This is a genomic window from Aeromonas sp. DNP9 (genome assembly GCF_001728955.1).
GTDB classification, from domain to species: domain Bacteria; phylum Pseudomonadota; class Gammaproteobacteria; order Enterobacterales; family Aeromonadaceae; genus Aeromonas; species Aeromonas veronii.
Window position 1 is genome coordinate 88,633 of the sequence record NZ_LYSQ01000014.1, and the last position, 15,502, is coordinate 104,134.

A 15,502-nucleotide genomic window follows, 5' to 3' on the forward strand; every position below is an offset into this window, starting at 1 on the left:
CCTGACCTCAGCCAGCGTGTGGTAGTTAGAAATGACAAGGGAGGCCTAAGCCTCCCTTGTTGTATCTGACATGCAGTTGTTAGCGGTTACTCGCAGGCGTAACCAGCGGGGCCCAGCAGGGCGCCATCCAGTTGCACGGCGCCATCTACCATCTGCAGCCTGCCTTCGCAGAACCAGCGCACCACCAGCGGGTAGATGCTGTGTTCCTGCGCCTGTACCCGTGCCGCTACCTCGTCCGCCGTGTCCCCTTCAAAGATGGGCACGCGGGCCTGCAGGATCACCGGGCCACCATCCAGCTCTTCGGTGACGAAGTGGACGCTGGCGCCGTGTTCACTGTCACCGGCATCTATGGCGCGCTGGTGGGTGTGCAGGCCCTGATACTTGGGCAGCAGGGAGGGGTGGATATTGATCATCCGCCCGGCGAAATGGCGCACCAGATCACCGCTCAATATCCACATAAACCCGGCCAGTACCACCAGATCCGGCTGATAGTCTGCCATCAGCGCCAGCAGGGCGGCGTCATACTCCTCCCGGCTGGCGAACTGCTGCTGGGTCAGAATGGAGGTCGCCACCCCCGCATCTTTCGCGCGAACCAGACCATAGGCATCGGCCTTGTTGCTGATAACGCCGACCACTTCACCGGCAATCTTGCCGCTAGCGCAGTGGTCGAGGATCGCCTGCAGGTTGCTGCCGCTGCCAGAGATTAGGACGAGGATCCGCATCATTTGATGACGACCTGCTCCTCACCGTCTGCTGCCTTGGCGATATGACCGATGTGCCATGCGTTCTCGCCTTCCGCCTTGAGCAGGGTCAGCGCCTTCTCCAGCTGGTTGGCGGGCAGGGCGATGATCATGCCGACGCCGCAGTTGAAGGTGCGATACATCTCGTGACGGGTGACGTTGCCAGCCTGCTGCAGCCAGCTGAACACCGCCGGCCACTGCCAGCTCTGCTCGTCGATCACCGCTTGAGTGTTGGCAGGCAGTACGCGCGGGATGTTCTCCCAGAAGCCACCACCTGTGATGTGGGAGAGGGCGTGGATCTCGCACTCCTTGATGAGCTTGAGCACAGGTTTCACATAGATGCGGGTCGGCTCCAACAGGGCGTTGGCCAGGGTGGTGTCACCCAGCGGCTGATGCACGTCGGCTTTGGAGACTTCCAGAATTTTACGGATCAGGGAGAAGCCGTTGGAGTGAGGGCCGCTGGCGGCCAGCGCGATCAGGGCATCCCCTTCACCGACCTTACTGCCGTCGATGATTTCGCTCTTCTCCACCACACCGACGCAGAAACCGGCGATGTCGTAGTCTTCCCCTTCATACATACCCGGCATCTCGGCGGTCTCGCCGCCCACCAGGGCACAGCCTGACTGCTCGCAACCGGCACCGATCCCGGTGACCACCGCGGCCGCGGTGTCCACGTCCAGCTTGCCGGTTGCATAGTAGTCGAGGAAGAACAGCGGCTCGGCGCCCTGTACGATCAGGTCATTGACGCACATGGCCACCAGATCGATGCCCACGGTGTCGTGCTTCTTCAGGTCGATGGCCAGCCGCAGCTTGGTGCCCACACCATCGGTACCGGAGACCAGTACCGGCTCCTTGTAGCCCGCAGGGATTTGACACAAGGCCCCAAAGCCGCCAAGACCACCAAGGACTTCAGGACGACGAGTGCGCTTTGACACGCCCTTGATACGTTCAACCAGTGCATTGCCGGCATCGATATCTACGCCAGCATCCTTGTAGCTCAGTGAGGTTTTGTCAGTCACGAGTATTCCCCGTCATGTAAAGAAGTGGAGGGTAAAATTCGGGGCGTATTCTAACAGTGGCGGTGAAAAACCAGAAAGGAAATCGTTTGCGCGTTTTTGCGCGGAAATGCTCTACAAGCGGCGGCTTTTGTTGTATGATTCCGCGATTTTTTTGCGGCAGGTTAGAGGAGATAATAATGAAAGTCGTTGAAGTCAAACACCCCCTGGTCAAACACAAGATCGGTCTGATGCGTGAAGGCGATATCAGCACCAAGCGTTTCCGTGAACTGGCCAAAGAAGTGGGCAGTTTGTTGACCTATGAAGCGACCTCTGACTTCGAAACCGAGAAGGTTATCATCGATGGCTGGAATGGGCCAGTAGAAGTTGACCAGATCAAAGGCAAGAAGGTAACCGTCGTACCTATCCTGCGTGCCGGCCTTGGCATGATGGATGGCGTGCTGGAGCACATGCCGAGCGCCCGCGTCAGCGTGGTCGGTATCTACCGTGATGAAGAGACCCTGCAACCGGTTCCCTATTTCGAAAAGATCGTCAGCAACATCGAAGAGCGTCTGGCGCTGGTCATCGATCCGATGCTGGCCACCGGCGGCTCCATGATCGCTACCATCGATCTGCTGAAGAAGAAAGGCTGCCAATCCATCAAGGTGCTGGTACTGGTTGCCGCGCCGGAAGGGATCAAGGCGCTGGAAGCCGCTCACCCTGACGTAGAGCTCTATTGCGCTTCTGTCGACCAGGGGCTGAACGAGAAAGGCTACATCGTGCCGGGTCTGGGCGATGCAGGCGACAAGATCTTCGGTACCAAGTAACTTAATGCTTTAACCTGCTTCCCATGTGGAAGGGGTGATCGGAGCCGGCGCATCGCCGGCTCTGCTGTTTGTGGCCGCTTGTGCCAGCCTTGCCGCAGGGCGCGCCTTGCCGCTACCATAAGCACACTCTCCCATTTCGAGACTCTGTTCATGTTCAAACGTGTTGTGACCGCCCTCTGCTGCGGCTTGTCATTCATGGCCTCGGCCGCTCAGGTGACCGACCTCTATCAGGGCAAGGTCCCGACCAGTGGCGACATGGTGGCCGCTCAAGGGCAGGCACTGGGTCAGGTGCTGATCAAGGTGACCGGCAAGCGCGACATCCTCACCCAACCGGTGGTGGTCAAGGCGCTGGCGGCGCCGGGCGACTATGTCAAAAGCTATGGCTATCAGGATCAGGACACCGTCAAGTATCTGAAAGCCGAGTTCAAGAGTGACAAGGTCAACAGCCTGGTCTCCGAGAGCCAGTATGCCCTGCTTGGCCCGGCTCGTCCCCAGATGGCGATCTGGCTGGTGGTGGATCAGGGGGAGCGTCGCCTACTGGCGGATCAATCCAGCGATGGTTGGGCGCAAGCCTTGCGCGAGCAGGCCCAGACGCTGGGGCTGCCCATCAGCATTCCGCTGATGGATCTCGATGACAACATGGCGGTCAGTGCCACCGACGTCTGGGGACGCTTTGCCGACCCGATTTTGCAGGCAAGCCAGCGCTATGGCGCCGAGATGGTGGTGTTGGGCAAGCTGACACCGGAAGGTGACAAGTGGAGCATCGATTGGGGACTCTACGGCCCCAAAGCGGCTGGTGAAGTGACCGAGCTGACCCGTGGCAATAGCACCGGCACTCAGGCCGAAGTGGCGCAAGGGTTTGCTGATACCCTGGCGGCCTGGCTAGTGAAAAACTACGGTGCCCGTATCTCGGGTCCGGTAACCAGCCAGACCCTGGTGGTGGATGGCCTCTCCGAAGTGGACAGCATGATCGCCGTGCAGAAGATGCTGCAGGGGATGGCCAATGTCAGCAAGGTGACGATCGGCAAGCTGGAGGGGGACCAGGTCACCTTCAACTTTACCCTGCAAGGGGAGCAGGCCGAACTGGTGCGGGCGCTGCAACTTGAGAGTCGTTTGCGCAAGGTTGACGATAATGGCAGCGGTTTGCGTTACCAATGGTCGCAGCCCTGATTTTATAAGGCTTTTGTAGACCGCCCGGCCTGTCCGGGCGGTTCTCTATCCGCCTTTGCGATGATACACTTAGCCACAAATGTCACAGTCAAAGCCCAACGAGTGAAGCAACCGGCCCAACTGTCTTTAGCCGTACAACTACCGGATGATGAAACCTTCGTCAGTTTTTATCCCGGCACCAATGCTCATCTGATCACCGCCCTCAAGAATGCGGCCATCGGTCAGGGGTCGCCTTTCCTCTATTTCTGGGGAGCCAAGGGATCCGGACGCTCTCATCTGCTCCACGCCACCTGTGCCGAGGTCAACGCCCGCGATGCAGCGGCGGCCTATCTCTCCCTCGATCAGTTTGAACAGCTTGATCCCAGCATGCTCGATGCTCTCGAAAGCTTGCCGCTGGTCTGTCTCGACAGCCTCGAGGCGATCGCCGGCAATGCCGTGTGGGAGCGGGCGCTGTTCGATTTCTACAACCGCTGGCAGGAGAAGGGGGAGGGGACGCTGGTGGTCACTGGCTGCAGCGCGCCGCGCAAACTGGGGCTGCAACTGCCGGATCTCGCCTCGCGCCTCGACTGGGGGGTGAGTTTCCATCTCGAAGAGCTGGATGATGAAGGCAAGCTCAGTGCCCTGCAACTGCGTGCCGAGTTGCGGGGCTTCAAATTGCCCATCGATGTGGGCCGCTTCCTGCTCAACCGACTCTCCCGCGATATGCGCACCCTGCTCACCACCCTCAATCAGCTCGACAACGCCTCTTTTCGCGCCAAGCGCAAGCTCACCATCCCCTTTGTCAAAGAGATCCTAGAGCTCTGATCCTGCCGCTGGTGTGCGTCTGACCGACATTGGAATGGCTGATAAAAAGAAACCCCGGCTTCAGGCCGGGGTTTTGCTATTTCAAGACAGCTCTGCCTATCAGTGGAACTGATCTTCTTCGGTGGAGCCGGTCAGGGCGGTCACCGAGGATTGGCCACCCTGAATGACGGTGGTCACCTTGTCGAAGTAACCGGTACCGACCTCCTGCTGGTGGGCCACGAAGGTGTAGCCGCGGCTGGCGGCGGCAAATTCCGGCTCCTGCACCATCTCGACGTAGTGCTTCATCCCTTCGCCACGGGCGTACTGGTAGGCCAGCTCGTACATGTGGAACCACATGTTGTGGATACCCGCGAGGGTGATGAACTGATACTTGTAGCCCATGTCGGAAAGCTCCTGCTGGAAGCGGGCGATGGTGGCATCGTCCAGATTCTTCTTCCAGTTGAAGCTCGGGGAGCAGTTGTAGGCCAGGATGCGATCCGGGAACTTGGCCTTGATTGCTTCGGCAAATTTACGCGCTTCGTCCAGATCCGGCTTGGCGGTTTCACACCACACCATGTCGGCGTAGGGGGCGTAAGCCAGACCGCGAGCAATGGCCTGATCGATACCGGCACGTACCTTGTAGAACCCTTCGGCAGTGCGCTCGCCAGTCAGGAAGTCTGCATCGTACGGGTCGGCGTCGGTGGTCAGCAGGTCAGCCGCGTTGGCGTCGGTACGGGCGATCACCAGGGTGGTGGTGCCGCACACATCGGCTGCCAGACGGGCGGCAACCAACTTCTGCACCGCTTCCTGAGTCGGTACCAGCACCTTGCCACCCATGTGGCCGCACTTCTTGACCGAAGCGAGCTGGTCTTCGAAGTGCACGCCAGCGGCGCCCGCTTCAATCATCCCCTTCATCAGTTCGAAGGCGTTAAGCACACCGCCGAAACCGGCTTCCGCATCCGCCACGATCGGCAGGAAGTAGTCGATAAAGCCCTCATCCTGCGGCCCGACCTTGTTGGCCCACTGGATCTGGTCGGCACGGGCGAAGGAGTTGTTAATGCGCTCCACCACGGACGGCACCGAGTTGGCCGGGTAGAGGGACTGATCCGGATACATGGTGGAGGACAAATTGTTGTCCGCCGCCACCTGCCAGCCGGAGAGGTAGATCGCCTCGATCCCCGCCTTGGCCTGCTGCACCGCCTGACCACCGGTCAGGGCGCCGAGGCAGTTGACGTAGCCTTTCTTGGCGTCGCCGTGGATCAGACCCCACAGCTTGTCGGCACCACGCTGGGCCAGAGTGTGCACCGGCTGCAAGCTGCCGCGCAGATTCACCACGTCTTCGGCGCTGTAGCCGCGCTTGATCCCTTTCCAGCGGGGGTTTTCCGCCCAGTCTTTCTCGATAGCCTGGATCTGTTGCTCACGGGTCAGTGCCATATCAGTTCCCTCTTTCATTGATTTCACGTTTCCATTGACTTGTTATTGGCGAGCCCCGCTGGGGGCCCGTGATTCAGAGCCGCTCGTAACCGGGCAGCGTCAGAAAATCGATCAGGGTATCGGCGCAGGTGATCTCTTCCATCAGCTCGCTTGCCTCGGCAAAGCGTCCTGCCTGCCAGCGCGCAGTACCCACCTCGGCTTTGACCACCTCCAGCTCCTCGGCCAGCATCTGGCGGAACAGCTCTTTGGTCACCACCTTGCCATTCGACAGACTCTTGCCGTGGCGGATCCACTGCCAGATGGAGGTGCGGGAGATCTCGGCGGTGGCGGCATCTTCCATCAGACCGTAGATGGGCACGCAGCCGTTGCCGTTGATCCAGGCCTCCAGATATTGCAGGGCAACCCGGATATTTGTACGCATGCCTGCTTCGGTCCGCTCGCCCTCACAGGGGGCCAGCAGGTCGGCGGCAGTGATGGGGGCATCCTGCTCGCGCAGTACGCCGATCTGGTTCTTGGCGCCAGCCGCAATGGTGGCGTTGAACACCGCCATGGCGGTATCAGCTAGGCCAGGGTGGGCGACCCAGGTACCATCGTGGCCGTTGTTGGCTTCGCGCTCCTTGTCGGCCTTGACCTTGGCGAAGACCTGCTCGTTGGCGGCAGCGTCTTTGGCCGGAATAAAGGCGGCCATGCCACCCATCGCCAGCGCACCGCGCTTGTGACAGGTCTTGATCAGCAGCCGCGAGTAGGCGGAGAGGAACGGCTTGTCCATGGTCACCACCTGACGATCAGGCAGGACGCGATCCGGATGGTTCTTCAAGGTTTTGATATAGCTGAAGATGTAGTCCCAGCGGCCGCAGTTCAGCGCAACGATGTGATCCTTCATTTGATAGAGCAGCTCATCCATCTCGAATACGGCTGGCAGGGTTTCAATCAGCACGGTGGCCTTGATGGTGCCGCGGGGCAGACCGAACTTGTCCTCGGTCCAGGCGAACACCTCGCTCCACCAGCGCCCTTCCAGATGGCTCTGCAACTTGGGCACGTAGAAGTAGGGGCCCGAGCCTTTGGCCAGCAGCGCCTGATAGTTGTGCAGGAAGTAGAGGGCAAAATCGAACAGGCCGCCTGGGATGGGCTCGCCATCGAAGGTGACATGTTTTTCCGGCAGGTGCAGACCGCGCACCCGGCAGATGAGGACGGCCGGATCGGTGCTCAGGGTATAAGCCTTTCCTTCCGGACTGGTGTAAGAGATGGTGCCGTTGACCGCATCGCGCAGGTTTATTTGGCCCTCGATCACTTTATTCCAGGCGGGGGCCAGTGAGTCCTCGAAATCCGCCATGAACACCTTGACGTTGGCGTTGAGGGCGTTGATCACCATCTTGCGCTCGACCGGGCCGGTGATCTCCACACGGCGGTCTTGCAGGTCGGCAGGAATGCCGCGAATGGTCCAGTCACCTTCACGGATGTGGGCGGTTTCCGGCAGGAAGTCCGGCAGCTCGCCGCCATCGATACGGGCCTGGCGTGCCACACGTTGTTTCAGCAATTCCCCTCTTTGGGGAGCAAAACGTTCCACCAGTTCGGAGACCAGAGCCACCGCGTCCGGCGTCAGAATTTGCGCGTATTCGGGCAGCATCTCGCCCTGGATGCGAAGGCGGGCGCTGCAGTGGGTCTGAGCCGGTGCCGACATAAGTTTCACTCCTTTGAGAATTACATTTTGAACTTACTAACTACGACTAAAGTCGAATCCCTGTTCCTGAAACGTTCCCGCAACAACGGGGTAACACGATTGATAAGGTGCGAAATATTGTTGAGTACGTCAACAGTTTTTTTTAAACGCCTGTTTTTTCGATATGGTTAAGTTGATGTTTTTTATTGTTTTATTGGATTGGTATAAAAGCTCTACGCAGATGGTTATGCTCCTGCTTTTTCCCATCGGACAACGGCTAATTTGGGCCGTTACCCCGCTCCTCGTTTCGTAACTTATTACGTAATAAAATTACAAGTGCAAAAACAACTCCCGACCTAACTCCAGGCTTTGCCAAAACAGTCGTATAAAGTGCGTTTGAATGTGGCAATGAAGGTTTTGCTATTGCTAGGTCTGGTTGGTGGACGCACGTTTTAAACTTGGCGTGGTGATGCGGGCTCTGTTGGCACCAGCGGCTTCAGTGATGGAATGTGAAGCGCAATAACGTAGGTTTGTATCAGTTGTCGGGGGGAATGCCGGGTTGGAAGGGGAGAGAAGCTGCAGTCAATAATACTGCCATCCTAGATAGGATTAGCAGTTTGTCGTTTTTTGCTGATTTCTCGCCAAGGACGGGAAACGGAGGGCGTTGAATAGGCGATGCGCCGGGGATTGAGCGGCCATCTGGCCGGGCTCAATAGTCATCATCCGGTTCGGCAAGATCGATCACATCCAGCTGGATGACCTGTTCATCTTCGTTTTCGGTATTGCAGGGGGTGTCGTGAGGAACGGAATAAAGCGCATTGGCGGGTGTGACATCGGTGGTCTGGTGCATGCCTGGTCCTGTGTTGAACGCAAGCCGGACAGTGATCCCTTCACTCGTGTTTCCACCTCCCTGTGTTGTTTACCGGCGGAAAGTTACGCATCTTAATGAGTTCGGAAAAAAGATTCAAGTGGTTCTGAGTGTTTTTTGTTCTTGGTGGGCTGGCATCGTCAGGAGGATAAATAGGAGGCAAAAAAATAGCCCAGTCGTTTGACTGGGCTATTCTCGGGGAAAATGGTCGGTGTGAGAGGATTCGAACCTCCGACCCTCTACACCCCATGCAGATGCGCTACCTGGCTGCGCTACACACCGACGGAGTCAGACTCGGCTGACGGGGAGGAAGTCTAATAGCATGGCCAAACGGGTGCAACTCCTTTTTTATCATAGAGATGCCGATTGCTTCTTTATTGCTCAGTCGGGATGCGGCTTGGGTCTGACGTGCAGATTTGGCATAATCGCCGCCCTGTCACTGCGAGCTATCATGCCTGCTATCTATGGATTCATCTGACAGGTATGGATAGCGGGAATGTAAACAGCACAATTGAACAATATAAAGAGGGGATGGGCGTGAAACCATCAGAGGTCCCAGAAATACCGAGTCAGACCGAGCAGGACGAACAGTGGATGCGCCATGCCATGGCATTGGCCGCCCGGGCCGAAGGGATTGGCGAGATCCCGGTCGGTGCCGTACTGGTGCTGGATGGTCAGGTGGTGGGAGAGGGGTGGAACCGCTCCATCAGCGAACACGATGCCTGTGCCCATGCCGAGGTGATGGCAATCCGGGCGGCGGGCAAGCAGCTGGAGAACTACCGCCTGCTCGACACCACTCTTTATGTGACGCTGGAGCCCTGCTGTATGTGTGCCGGTGCGCTGATCCATAGCCGGATCAAGCGGGTGGTTTACGGCGCCCGAGATCTCAAGACCGGTGCTGCGGGGTCGGTGTTCGAGATCTTGCTGGACCCGCGCCACAATCACAGAGTCGAGCTGACCGGCGGTGTGCTGGCCGATGCCTGCTCGGCCCAGTTGTCGGCCTTCTTCAAGCGCCGTCGCGCCGAGAAAAAGACAGCCAAACTGGCGCTGCAACAATCAAACGATACCCTTTCCTGAATCATTCGGGGGCAGCGCAGGCTGCCCTTGCTGATTATCAGCATAAATATCCCTTTATAAACAATATATTGCGTCCATCTTCCTTCGAAAGGATCCCCGCCCATTTTTCCGCTAACAACCTCTGTTAAAGCGTTCTCGATGTAACAAAACTGTCATGCAACCGCCATATAATGCCGCGAAGCCTAGCTTACATTGAGGTCTTGCATGTCATCGGAATCGTTAAACCTGGTCATGGCGGGCAGTAGAAAACGCCGGATCAAGGATAAATTGGCCAAATATGGCGTCACCACAGGCGGAGCCCTGGTACTGGTGGCGCTGTTGCTTATCTTCTTTTATCTGCTCTATGTGGTGAAACCCATCTTCAATGGCGCCTCCATGGAGCCAGCCACCTCGTTTACCCTGCCCGTCGCAGGGAAGACAGCCTGGCTCGGCATGGAAGAGCAGAACGAGATCGGCTATCGCTTCAACGATAAAGGTCAGGTCAACTTCTTCGCGCTACAAGGAGATGACAAGATCAAGGTTGGCCAGTCACTGGGCCAAGCCCAGGTTGCTGGCGACATCAGCACGGCCACAACGCCGGCGCCGGGCCAAAAGCTGATTGCCTACGGCTTTGCCGATGGCAAGGCACTGGTTGTCCAGCCTGCGTTCAAGGTCTCCTATCCTAACGATGTGCGGGTGATTGAACCCAGCCTGAAATATCCCTTCGGCGAAGAGCCTGTGGTGATCGACCCGCAAGGGAAGGCGCTGCAACGGATGGTGTTCGAAGCCACCAAGGACAAGATGGCTACCGCTGCCGTGACCGAAGATGGTCGTGGCGTGATGACTGTGATGAGCGGCGAGGAGAACTTCATCTCCGGGGAGATTGAGTGGAGCAGTGAAAACTACACGATTCCCTCTTTGCCGCGTCATGTGGATCAGATGTTGCTGACCCCCAATCTGCGGATCCTCTTTGTACGTCAGGGAAATCGTCTCTCCGTCTATGACATTCATAACCTGAGCGAGATCTCCTTGCGCAACGTGCTGGAGATCAATGCCACCAACGCCAACGTGACTCGGGTCGAGCTGCTGGCAGGCGCTTCTTCGCTGCTGGTAGGTAATGACAACGGTGTCATCTCCCAGTGGTTTGAAGTGGCAAAGGATGGCAAACGTCAGTTCACCCAGATCCGTGATTTCAAGGGTGATGGCGCAGTGGATCTGTTGACTCCCGAGCACTTTCGCAAAGGCTTCATCAGTGCCGACAAGGACGGCATCATCAGCTTCTTCCACGCCACCGGCGAGACCAAGCTGCTGACCGAGACAGTAGAAGGGGGGGAGCTTTCTGCCCTGGCCATCTCTCCACGCCACAATGCACTGTTGATGCAACAAGGCGACACCTTCAAGTTGTTTACGGTTGAGAATGATCACCCCGAAGTGACCTGGTCTGCCCTCTGGCAAAAGGTATGGTACGAAGGGTATCCGGAGCCCCAGTATGTGTGGCAATCCACCTCCGCCAGCAACGACTTTGAAGCCAAGCTGAGTCTGGTCCCCCTTTCGTTTGGTACTCTCAAAGCCGCTTTTTATGCGCTGTTGTTTGCTGTACCACTCGGGATTGCCGGTGCCATCTATACCGCCTACTTCATGTCTCCGGGGATGCGCAAGTTTGTTAAACCGACCATCGAGATCATGGAGGCATTGCCAACCGTTATCCTCGGTTTCCTGGCAGGTTTGTGGCTTGCTCCCATCGTGGAAGATTATCTGCCGGGCATTTTTATGATGCTGGTGATGCTGCCGATGGGGATGCTGCTTGCAGCTCTGCTATGGCATCTGTTGCCTGACGCTCTCAAGCAAAGTGTGCCTGAGGGCAGTCAAGCCGTCTTGCTGATCCCTGTCGTTATTCTGATTGGCTGGATGGCTCTTACTCTCAGTCCTGTCGTCGAAAATGCGTTTTTCGGTGGTGATACCCGTAGCTGGCTCACCAATGTAATGGGGATCAAATTTGACCAGCGCAACTCGCTGGTGGTCGGTATCGCCATGGGCTTTGCGGTCATCCCCACCATCTTCTCCATCGCTGAAGATGCGGTCTTCTCGGTGCCCAAGCATCTGACCCAGGGCTCGCTGGCGCTGGGGGCCACCCCGTGGCAGACCCTGAGCCGGGTGGTAATCCTCACCGCGAGCCCAGGCATCTTCTCTGCGGTGATGATGGGCCTTGGCCGCGCCGTGGGCGAGACCATGATCGTGCTGATGGCCACTGGTAACACCCCCATCATGGACTTCTCCATGTTCCAGGGGTTGCGTACCCTCGCCGCCAACATTGCGGTGGAGATGCCGGAGTCGGAAGTGGGTAGCTCCCATTATCGAGTGCTGTTCCTCGCGGCCTTCGTACTGTTTGTGTTCACCTTTTTCTTCAACACCCTGGCCGAGTTTGTCCGCCAGCGGTTGCGTGAAAAATACAGCTCCATGTAACGGGCAAGGAATCGACAATGGGTAAGTGGTTTAAATCAGGGGCCCCCTGGATCTGGATGACCGGCGGTGCCGTCAGCCTGAGCCTGGTAGCGGTACTGGGTCTTTTGTTGCTGATCGGCTGGCGTGGTCTGGTCTACTTCTGGCCCCACCCTATCTATGAGTGGCAACTGGAAGACGCCAGCGGTAACAAGAGTGTGTTGGTTGGTGAAATCAATGACAGTGAGCAGGTGCCGGTTGAACGCCTGCGAGCCGCAGGATTGCCATTGGCAGGTGAAGAACGTGAGGTGTTGACCCGTTATCTGGTCAAGACCGGCAACCGCGAGTTCGTTGACCTCGATTTTCGCTGGGTTCTGGAGACTGATATCAAGTCTCAGGCTCTTCCTGTCGAGATGGCAATGATAGAGCGTACTACCAACGGCAACTTCTATGGCTATGTGGTAGAGGCCAGGGAAGATGGCGTCGTGCATGAGCAAGATTTACACAAAGTGCTCAAGCGGATGCTGGCTCGAAGCAACGGTTTGTCTGAACAAGCCAACGAGTTGCAAAAAGGCCCCATTGGCGCCATCAACTACCAATTAGAGAAACTGCGCCTCAAGGAACGTAAAGCAGAGCTCGAAAATGAGCTGACCGATCAGCTCAAAGCGGAGCTGGCCAGTGAGCGTCAGGCCCTCAACGATCGTTATCAGGTGCAGGAAAAAGAGCTCTTCTCTCTGCGTAGCCAAGCCGATCGCGACGCCATCACCGTCAAGGATATGCGTGGCGAGCTGGTGACCATGCCGATGTCCAAGGTACTGGACGTGGTATGGCCCAACGACATGAGCCTGCTGGCCAAGGTGGGTCACTGGTTCCATCAGATCGGCAAGTTTGTTTCCGGTGAGCCTCGTGAAGCCAACACCGAGGGCGGGGTGTTCCCGGCCATCTTCGGTACCGTCTTCATGGTTATCCTGATGGCGATCATCGTGACCCCGCTGGGGGTGGTGGCCGCGGTTTATCTGCACGAGTATGCGGGCAAGAACAGTCTGACCAAGCTTATCCGCATTGCGGTGATCAACCTGGCGGGCGTGCCCTCCATCGTTTACGGCGTGTTTGGTCTGGGCTTCTTTGTCTACACGCTCGGCGGTTCGTTAGACCAGCTGTTCTACCCGGAAGCGCTGCCGAGCCCGACCTTTGGCTCACCCGGCGTGATCTGGTCGGCGCTGACCCTGGCCATCCTGACCCTGCCGGTGGTGATTGTCTCCACCGAAGAGGGGTTGGCGCGGATCCCGAGCACCATCCGTCAGGGCTCGCTGGCACTGGGCGCGACCCAGGCCGAAACCCTGTGGCGCATCGTGCTGCCGATGGCGAGCCCGGCCATCATGACCGGCCTTATTCTGGCGATTGCCCGTGCAGCCGGTGAAGTGGCGCCGCTGATGCTGGTGGGGGTGGTGAAACTGGCACCGACCCTGCCGATGGATGGCAACTTCCCGTATCTGCATGTGGAGCGCAAGTTCATGCACCTGGGCTTCCACATCTATGACGTCGGCTTCCAGAGCCCTAACGTCGAGGCGGCCCGCCCGCTGGTCTACGCCACCTCCTTCCTGCTGGTGACGGTGATCGTGGGTCTGAACCTGACCGCTATCGGTATTCGTAACCATTTGCGCGAGAAATTCCGGTCGCTGGAGCATTAATCCGGCGCCGCTTGAGTGATACAAGAGTGAGATAACAGAGTGGCGGCCGAGCGCGAGCCGCCATCTCTCTGCACCAATACGTGAGGGGCGCCGGCAGCTGTCCGGCCACTCCAGATAGATTTTGAGGTAACAGATGATCAACGTAACGACCACGTCTACCCAGCACACCGCGCTGGACCTGCTCAACCTGACCCCGGAGCAGACCGCGCTGGAGGTGAAGGATCTCAACCTGTACTACGGCAGCAAGCAGGCGTTGTTCAACGTCAACATGAAGATCCCCAAAGGGCAGGTGACCGCCTTTATCGGCCCGTCAGGCTGTGGCAAATCGACCCTGCTGCGCTGCATCAACCGGATGAACGATCTGGTGGAGATCTGCCGCATCGAGGGGGAGATCCAGCTGCACGGCCACAACATCTATGACAAGAGCGTCGATGTTTCCGCCCTGCGCCGTCAGGTGGGCATGGTGTTCCAGCGCCCGAACCCCTTCCCCAAGTCCATCTACGAGAACGTGGTCTATGGTCTGCGCCTGCAGGGGATCAACGATCGTCGCACTCTGGATGAAGCGGCCGAGCGCTCCCTGCGTGGTGCGGCCCTGTGGGACGAAGTGAAGGATCGTCTGCATGACAACGCCTTCGGTCTCTCCGGTGGTCAGCAGCAGCGTCTGGTGATTGCCCGTGCCATCGCCATCGAGCCGGAAGTGTTGCTGCTCGATGAACCGACCTCGGCGCTCGACCCCATCTCCACCCTCACCATCGAAGAGCTGATCAACGAGCTCAAGAGCCAGTTCACCGTGGTGATCGTGACCCACAACATGCAACAGGCTGCGCGCGTGTCGGATCAGACCGCCTTCATGTATATGGGCGAGCTTATCGAGTACTCGGATACCAACACCATTTTCACCACCCCGGCCAAGAAAAAGACCGAAGATTACATTACCGGTCGTTACGGCTAAGGAGAGGAGAGGATGAATCTCAGCAAACAGATTGGCAGTCGGTTCAACGGCTAAGGCATAATCGGAGCAATCAAGGATTATTTGTATGGACAATATGAACCTCAATAAACACATCTCCGGTCAGTTCAATGCCGAGCTAGAGAGCGTGCGCAACCAGGTGCTGGTGATGGGCGGTCTGGTGGAGCAGCAGCTCACCGACGCCATCGCAGCGATCCACGATCAGGATCTCGATGCGGCGCGCAAAATCGTGGCCAACGACCACAAGGTCAACGCCATGGAAGTGGCGATCGACGAGGAGTGCACTCGCATCATCGCCAAGCGTCAGCCGACAGCCTCCGACCTGCGACTGGTGATGGCCATCATCAAGACCATCACCGACTTGGAGCGCATTGGCGACGTGGCCGACAAGATCGCCCGCATGCTGACCGACAACGCCAACAAGCCGCAGCCGCCGCTGGTGTCGCTGGAGAACATGGGCCGTCGTACCATCAAGATGCTGCACGATGTGCTCGACGCTTTCGCCCGCATGGATCTGGATGCGGCGCTGGCGGTCTATAAGGAAGATGACAAGGTAGACCGCGAGTACGAGTCCATCATCCGCGAGCTGATGACCTATATGATGGAAGATCCCCGCACCATCCCCCAGGTGCTCAACGTGCTGTGGGCGGCGCGTGCCATCGAGCGGGTCGGCGATCGCTGCCAGCACATCTGCGAGTACATCGTCTACTACGTGAAAGGCAAGGATGTGCGCCATACCAAGGCGGACGATCTGGGCACCTTGCTGGGCAAGGGCTAACCGGAAGTGAATAAAAAGGCGCGTGAAGCGCCTTTTTTGTTGCATAACTGGTCGGAGTAAGATAAAGCCCCCAACTGGCTGTTTTCTGATA

The 15,502-nt window shown here is 57.9% G+C and carries 13 protein-coding genes and 1 tRNA gene; 8 read left to right on the forward strand and 6 right to left on the reverse strand.

Features of this window, described 5'->3' with window-relative positions:
• Nucleotides 1-86 precede the first annotated feature (86 nt).
• Together purN and purM are read right to left on the reverse strand one after the other, a co-directional pair.
• Nucleotides 87-725, reverse strand: a complete 639-nt coding sequence (gene purN / locus A9G06_RS11295) for a phosphoribosylglycinamide formyltransferase (protein ID WP_069555284.1) — start codon at nucleotides 723-725, stop codon at nucleotides 87-89.
• Entirely contained in the window at nucleotides 722-1,759 is a 1,038-nt protein-coding gene (gene purM / locus A9G06_RS11300) for a phosphoribosylformylglycinamidine cyclo-ligase (protein WP_021231046.1), read from the reverse strand. The genes purN and purM overlap by 4 nt, the downstream gene beginning before the upstream one ends.
• A 176-nt stretch (nucleotides 1,760-1,935) precedes the next feature.
• Between purM and upp the strand changes: the two genes are divergently transcribed.
• The 3 genes from upp (at nucleotide 1,936) to hda (ending at nucleotide 4,536) form a co-directional block, all read left to right on the forward strand.
• Entirely contained in the window at nucleotides 1,936-2,562 is a 627-nt protein-coding gene (gene upp, locus A9G06_RS11305; RefSeq protein ID WP_005334115.1) for a uracil phosphoribosyltransferase, read from the forward strand.
• A 150-nt stretch (nucleotides 2,563-2,712) separates the two neighbouring features.
• On the forward strand, nucleotides 2,713-3,732 hold the full coding sequence (locus A9G06_RS11310) for a DUF2066 domain-containing protein (RefSeq protein ID WP_069555285.1): 1,020 nt from the start codon (nucleotides 2,713-2,715) through the stop codon (nucleotides 3,730-3,732).
• A 102-nt stretch (nucleotides 3,733-3,834) separates the two neighbouring features.
• Nucleotides 3,835-4,536 (forward strand): DnaA inactivator Hda, encoded by a 702-nt coding sequence (gene hda / locus A9G06_RS11315; RefSeq protein WP_021231044.1) that lies wholly within the window; start codon nucleotides 3,835-3,837, stop codon nucleotides 4,534-4,536.
• Between the two features lie 99 nt (nucleotides 4,537-4,635).
• Here hda and aceA read toward each other — a convergent pair whose 3' ends face one another.
• From aceA to A9G06_RS11330, 4 genes are all read right to left on the reverse strand, one after another.
• The gene (aceA, locus tag A9G06_RS11320; protein WP_005344572.1) at nucleotides 4,636-5,949 is read right to left on the reverse strand and encodes an isocitrate lyase; all 1,314 of its coding nucleotides are present in this window, start codon (nucleotides 5,947-5,949) and stop codon (nucleotides 4,636-4,638) included.
• A 73-nt stretch (nucleotides 5,950-6,022) separates the two neighbouring features.
• Complete coding sequence (gene aceB / locus A9G06_RS11325) at nucleotides 6,023-7,630, reverse strand: malate synthase A (protein WP_069555286.1); 1,608 nt, start codon at nucleotides 7,628-7,630, stop codon at nucleotides 6,023-6,025.
• Nucleotides 7,631-8,318: 688 nt separating this feature from the next.
• The gene (locus tag A9G06_RS22280) at nucleotides 8,319-8,459 is read right to left on the reverse strand and encodes a hypothetical protein (RefSeq protein WP_171903392.1); all 141 of its coding nucleotides are present in this window, start codon (nucleotides 8,457-8,459) and stop codon (nucleotides 8,319-8,321) included.
• Nucleotides 8,460-8,682: 223 nt separating this feature from the next.
• A tRNA-Pro gene (locus A9G06_RS11330) sits at nucleotides 8,683-8,759 on the reverse strand.
• 255 nt (nucleotides 8,760-9,014) lie between these two features.
• Here A9G06_RS11330 and tadA point away from each other — a divergent pair.
• The 5 genes from tadA to phoU all read left to right on the forward strand — a co-directional run bounded on the left by tadA (nucleotide 9,015) and on the right by phoU (nucleotide 15,411).
• Nucleotides 9,015-9,554, forward strand: a complete 540-nt coding sequence (tadA, locus tag A9G06_RS11335; protein WP_083243776.1) for a tRNA adenosine(34) deaminase TadA — start codon at nucleotides 9,015-9,017, stop codon at nucleotides 9,552-9,554.
• A 204-nt stretch (nucleotides 9,555-9,758) separates the two neighbouring features.
• A complete protein-coding gene (locus tag A9G06_RS11340; protein ID WP_069555288.1) occupies nucleotides 9,759-11,996 on the forward strand; it encodes an ABC transporter permease subunit in 2,238 nt (745 codons plus the stop codon).
• 17 nt (nucleotides 11,997-12,013) lie between these two features.
• Nucleotides 12,014-13,663, forward strand: coding sequence for a phosphate ABC transporter permease PstA (gene pstA, locus A9G06_RS11345; RefSeq protein ID WP_069555289.1), 1,650 nt, complete (start codon nucleotides 12,014-12,016; stop codon nucleotides 13,661-13,663).
• Between the two features lie 133 nt (nucleotides 13,664-13,796).
• On the forward strand, nucleotides 13,797-14,615 hold the full coding sequence (gene pstB / locus A9G06_RS11350) for a phosphate ABC transporter ATP-binding protein PstB (protein WP_005334102.1): 819 nt from the start codon (nucleotides 13,797-13,799) through the stop codon (nucleotides 14,613-14,615).
• 85 nt (nucleotides 14,616-14,700) lie between these two features.
• Nucleotides 14,701-15,411, forward strand: coding sequence for a phosphate signaling complex protein PhoU (gene phoU, locus A9G06_RS11355; RefSeq protein WP_005334097.1), 711 nt, complete (start codon nucleotides 14,701-14,703; stop codon nucleotides 15,409-15,411).
• The last annotated feature ends 91 nt before the right edge of the window (nucleotides 15,412-15,502 follow it).

Coding starts and splice junctions, on each gene's coding strand:
- pstA (WP_069555289.1), top strand. CDS start 12,014: ATGGGTAAGTGGTTTAAATCAGGGGCCCCCTGGATCTGGATGACCGGC.
- aceB (WP_069555286.1), bottom strand. CDS start 7,630: ATGTCGGCACCGGCTCAGACCCACTGCAGCGCCCGCCTTCGCATCCAG.
- A9G06_RS22280 (WP_171903392.1), bottom strand. CDS start 8,459: ATGCACCAGACCACCGATGTCACACCCGCCAATGCGCTTTATTCCGTT.
- pstB (WP_005334102.1), top strand. CDS start 13,797: ATGATCAACGTAACGACCACGTCTACCCAGCACACCGCGCTGGACCTG.
- aceA (WP_005344572.1), bottom strand. CDS start 5,949: ATGGCACTGACCCGTGAGCAACAGATCCAGGCTATCGAGAAAGACTGG.
- upp (WP_005334115.1), top strand. CDS start 1,936: ATGAAAGTCGTTGAAGTCAAACACCCCCTGGTCAAACACAAGATCGGT.
- A9G06_RS11340 (WP_069555288.1), top strand. CDS start 9,759: ATGTCATCGGAATCGTTAAACCTGGTCATGGCGGGCAGTAGAAAACGC.
- purN (WP_069555284.1), bottom strand. CDS start 725: ATGATGCGGATCCTCGTCCTAATCTCTGGCAGCGGCAGCAACCTGCAG.
- A9G06_RS11310 (WP_069555285.1), top strand. CDS start 2,713: ATGTTCAAACGTGTTGTGACCGCCCTCTGCTGCGGCTTGTCATTCATG.
- phoU (WP_005334097.1), top strand. CDS start 14,701: ATGGACAATATGAACCTCAATAAACACATCTCCGGTCAGTTCAATGCC.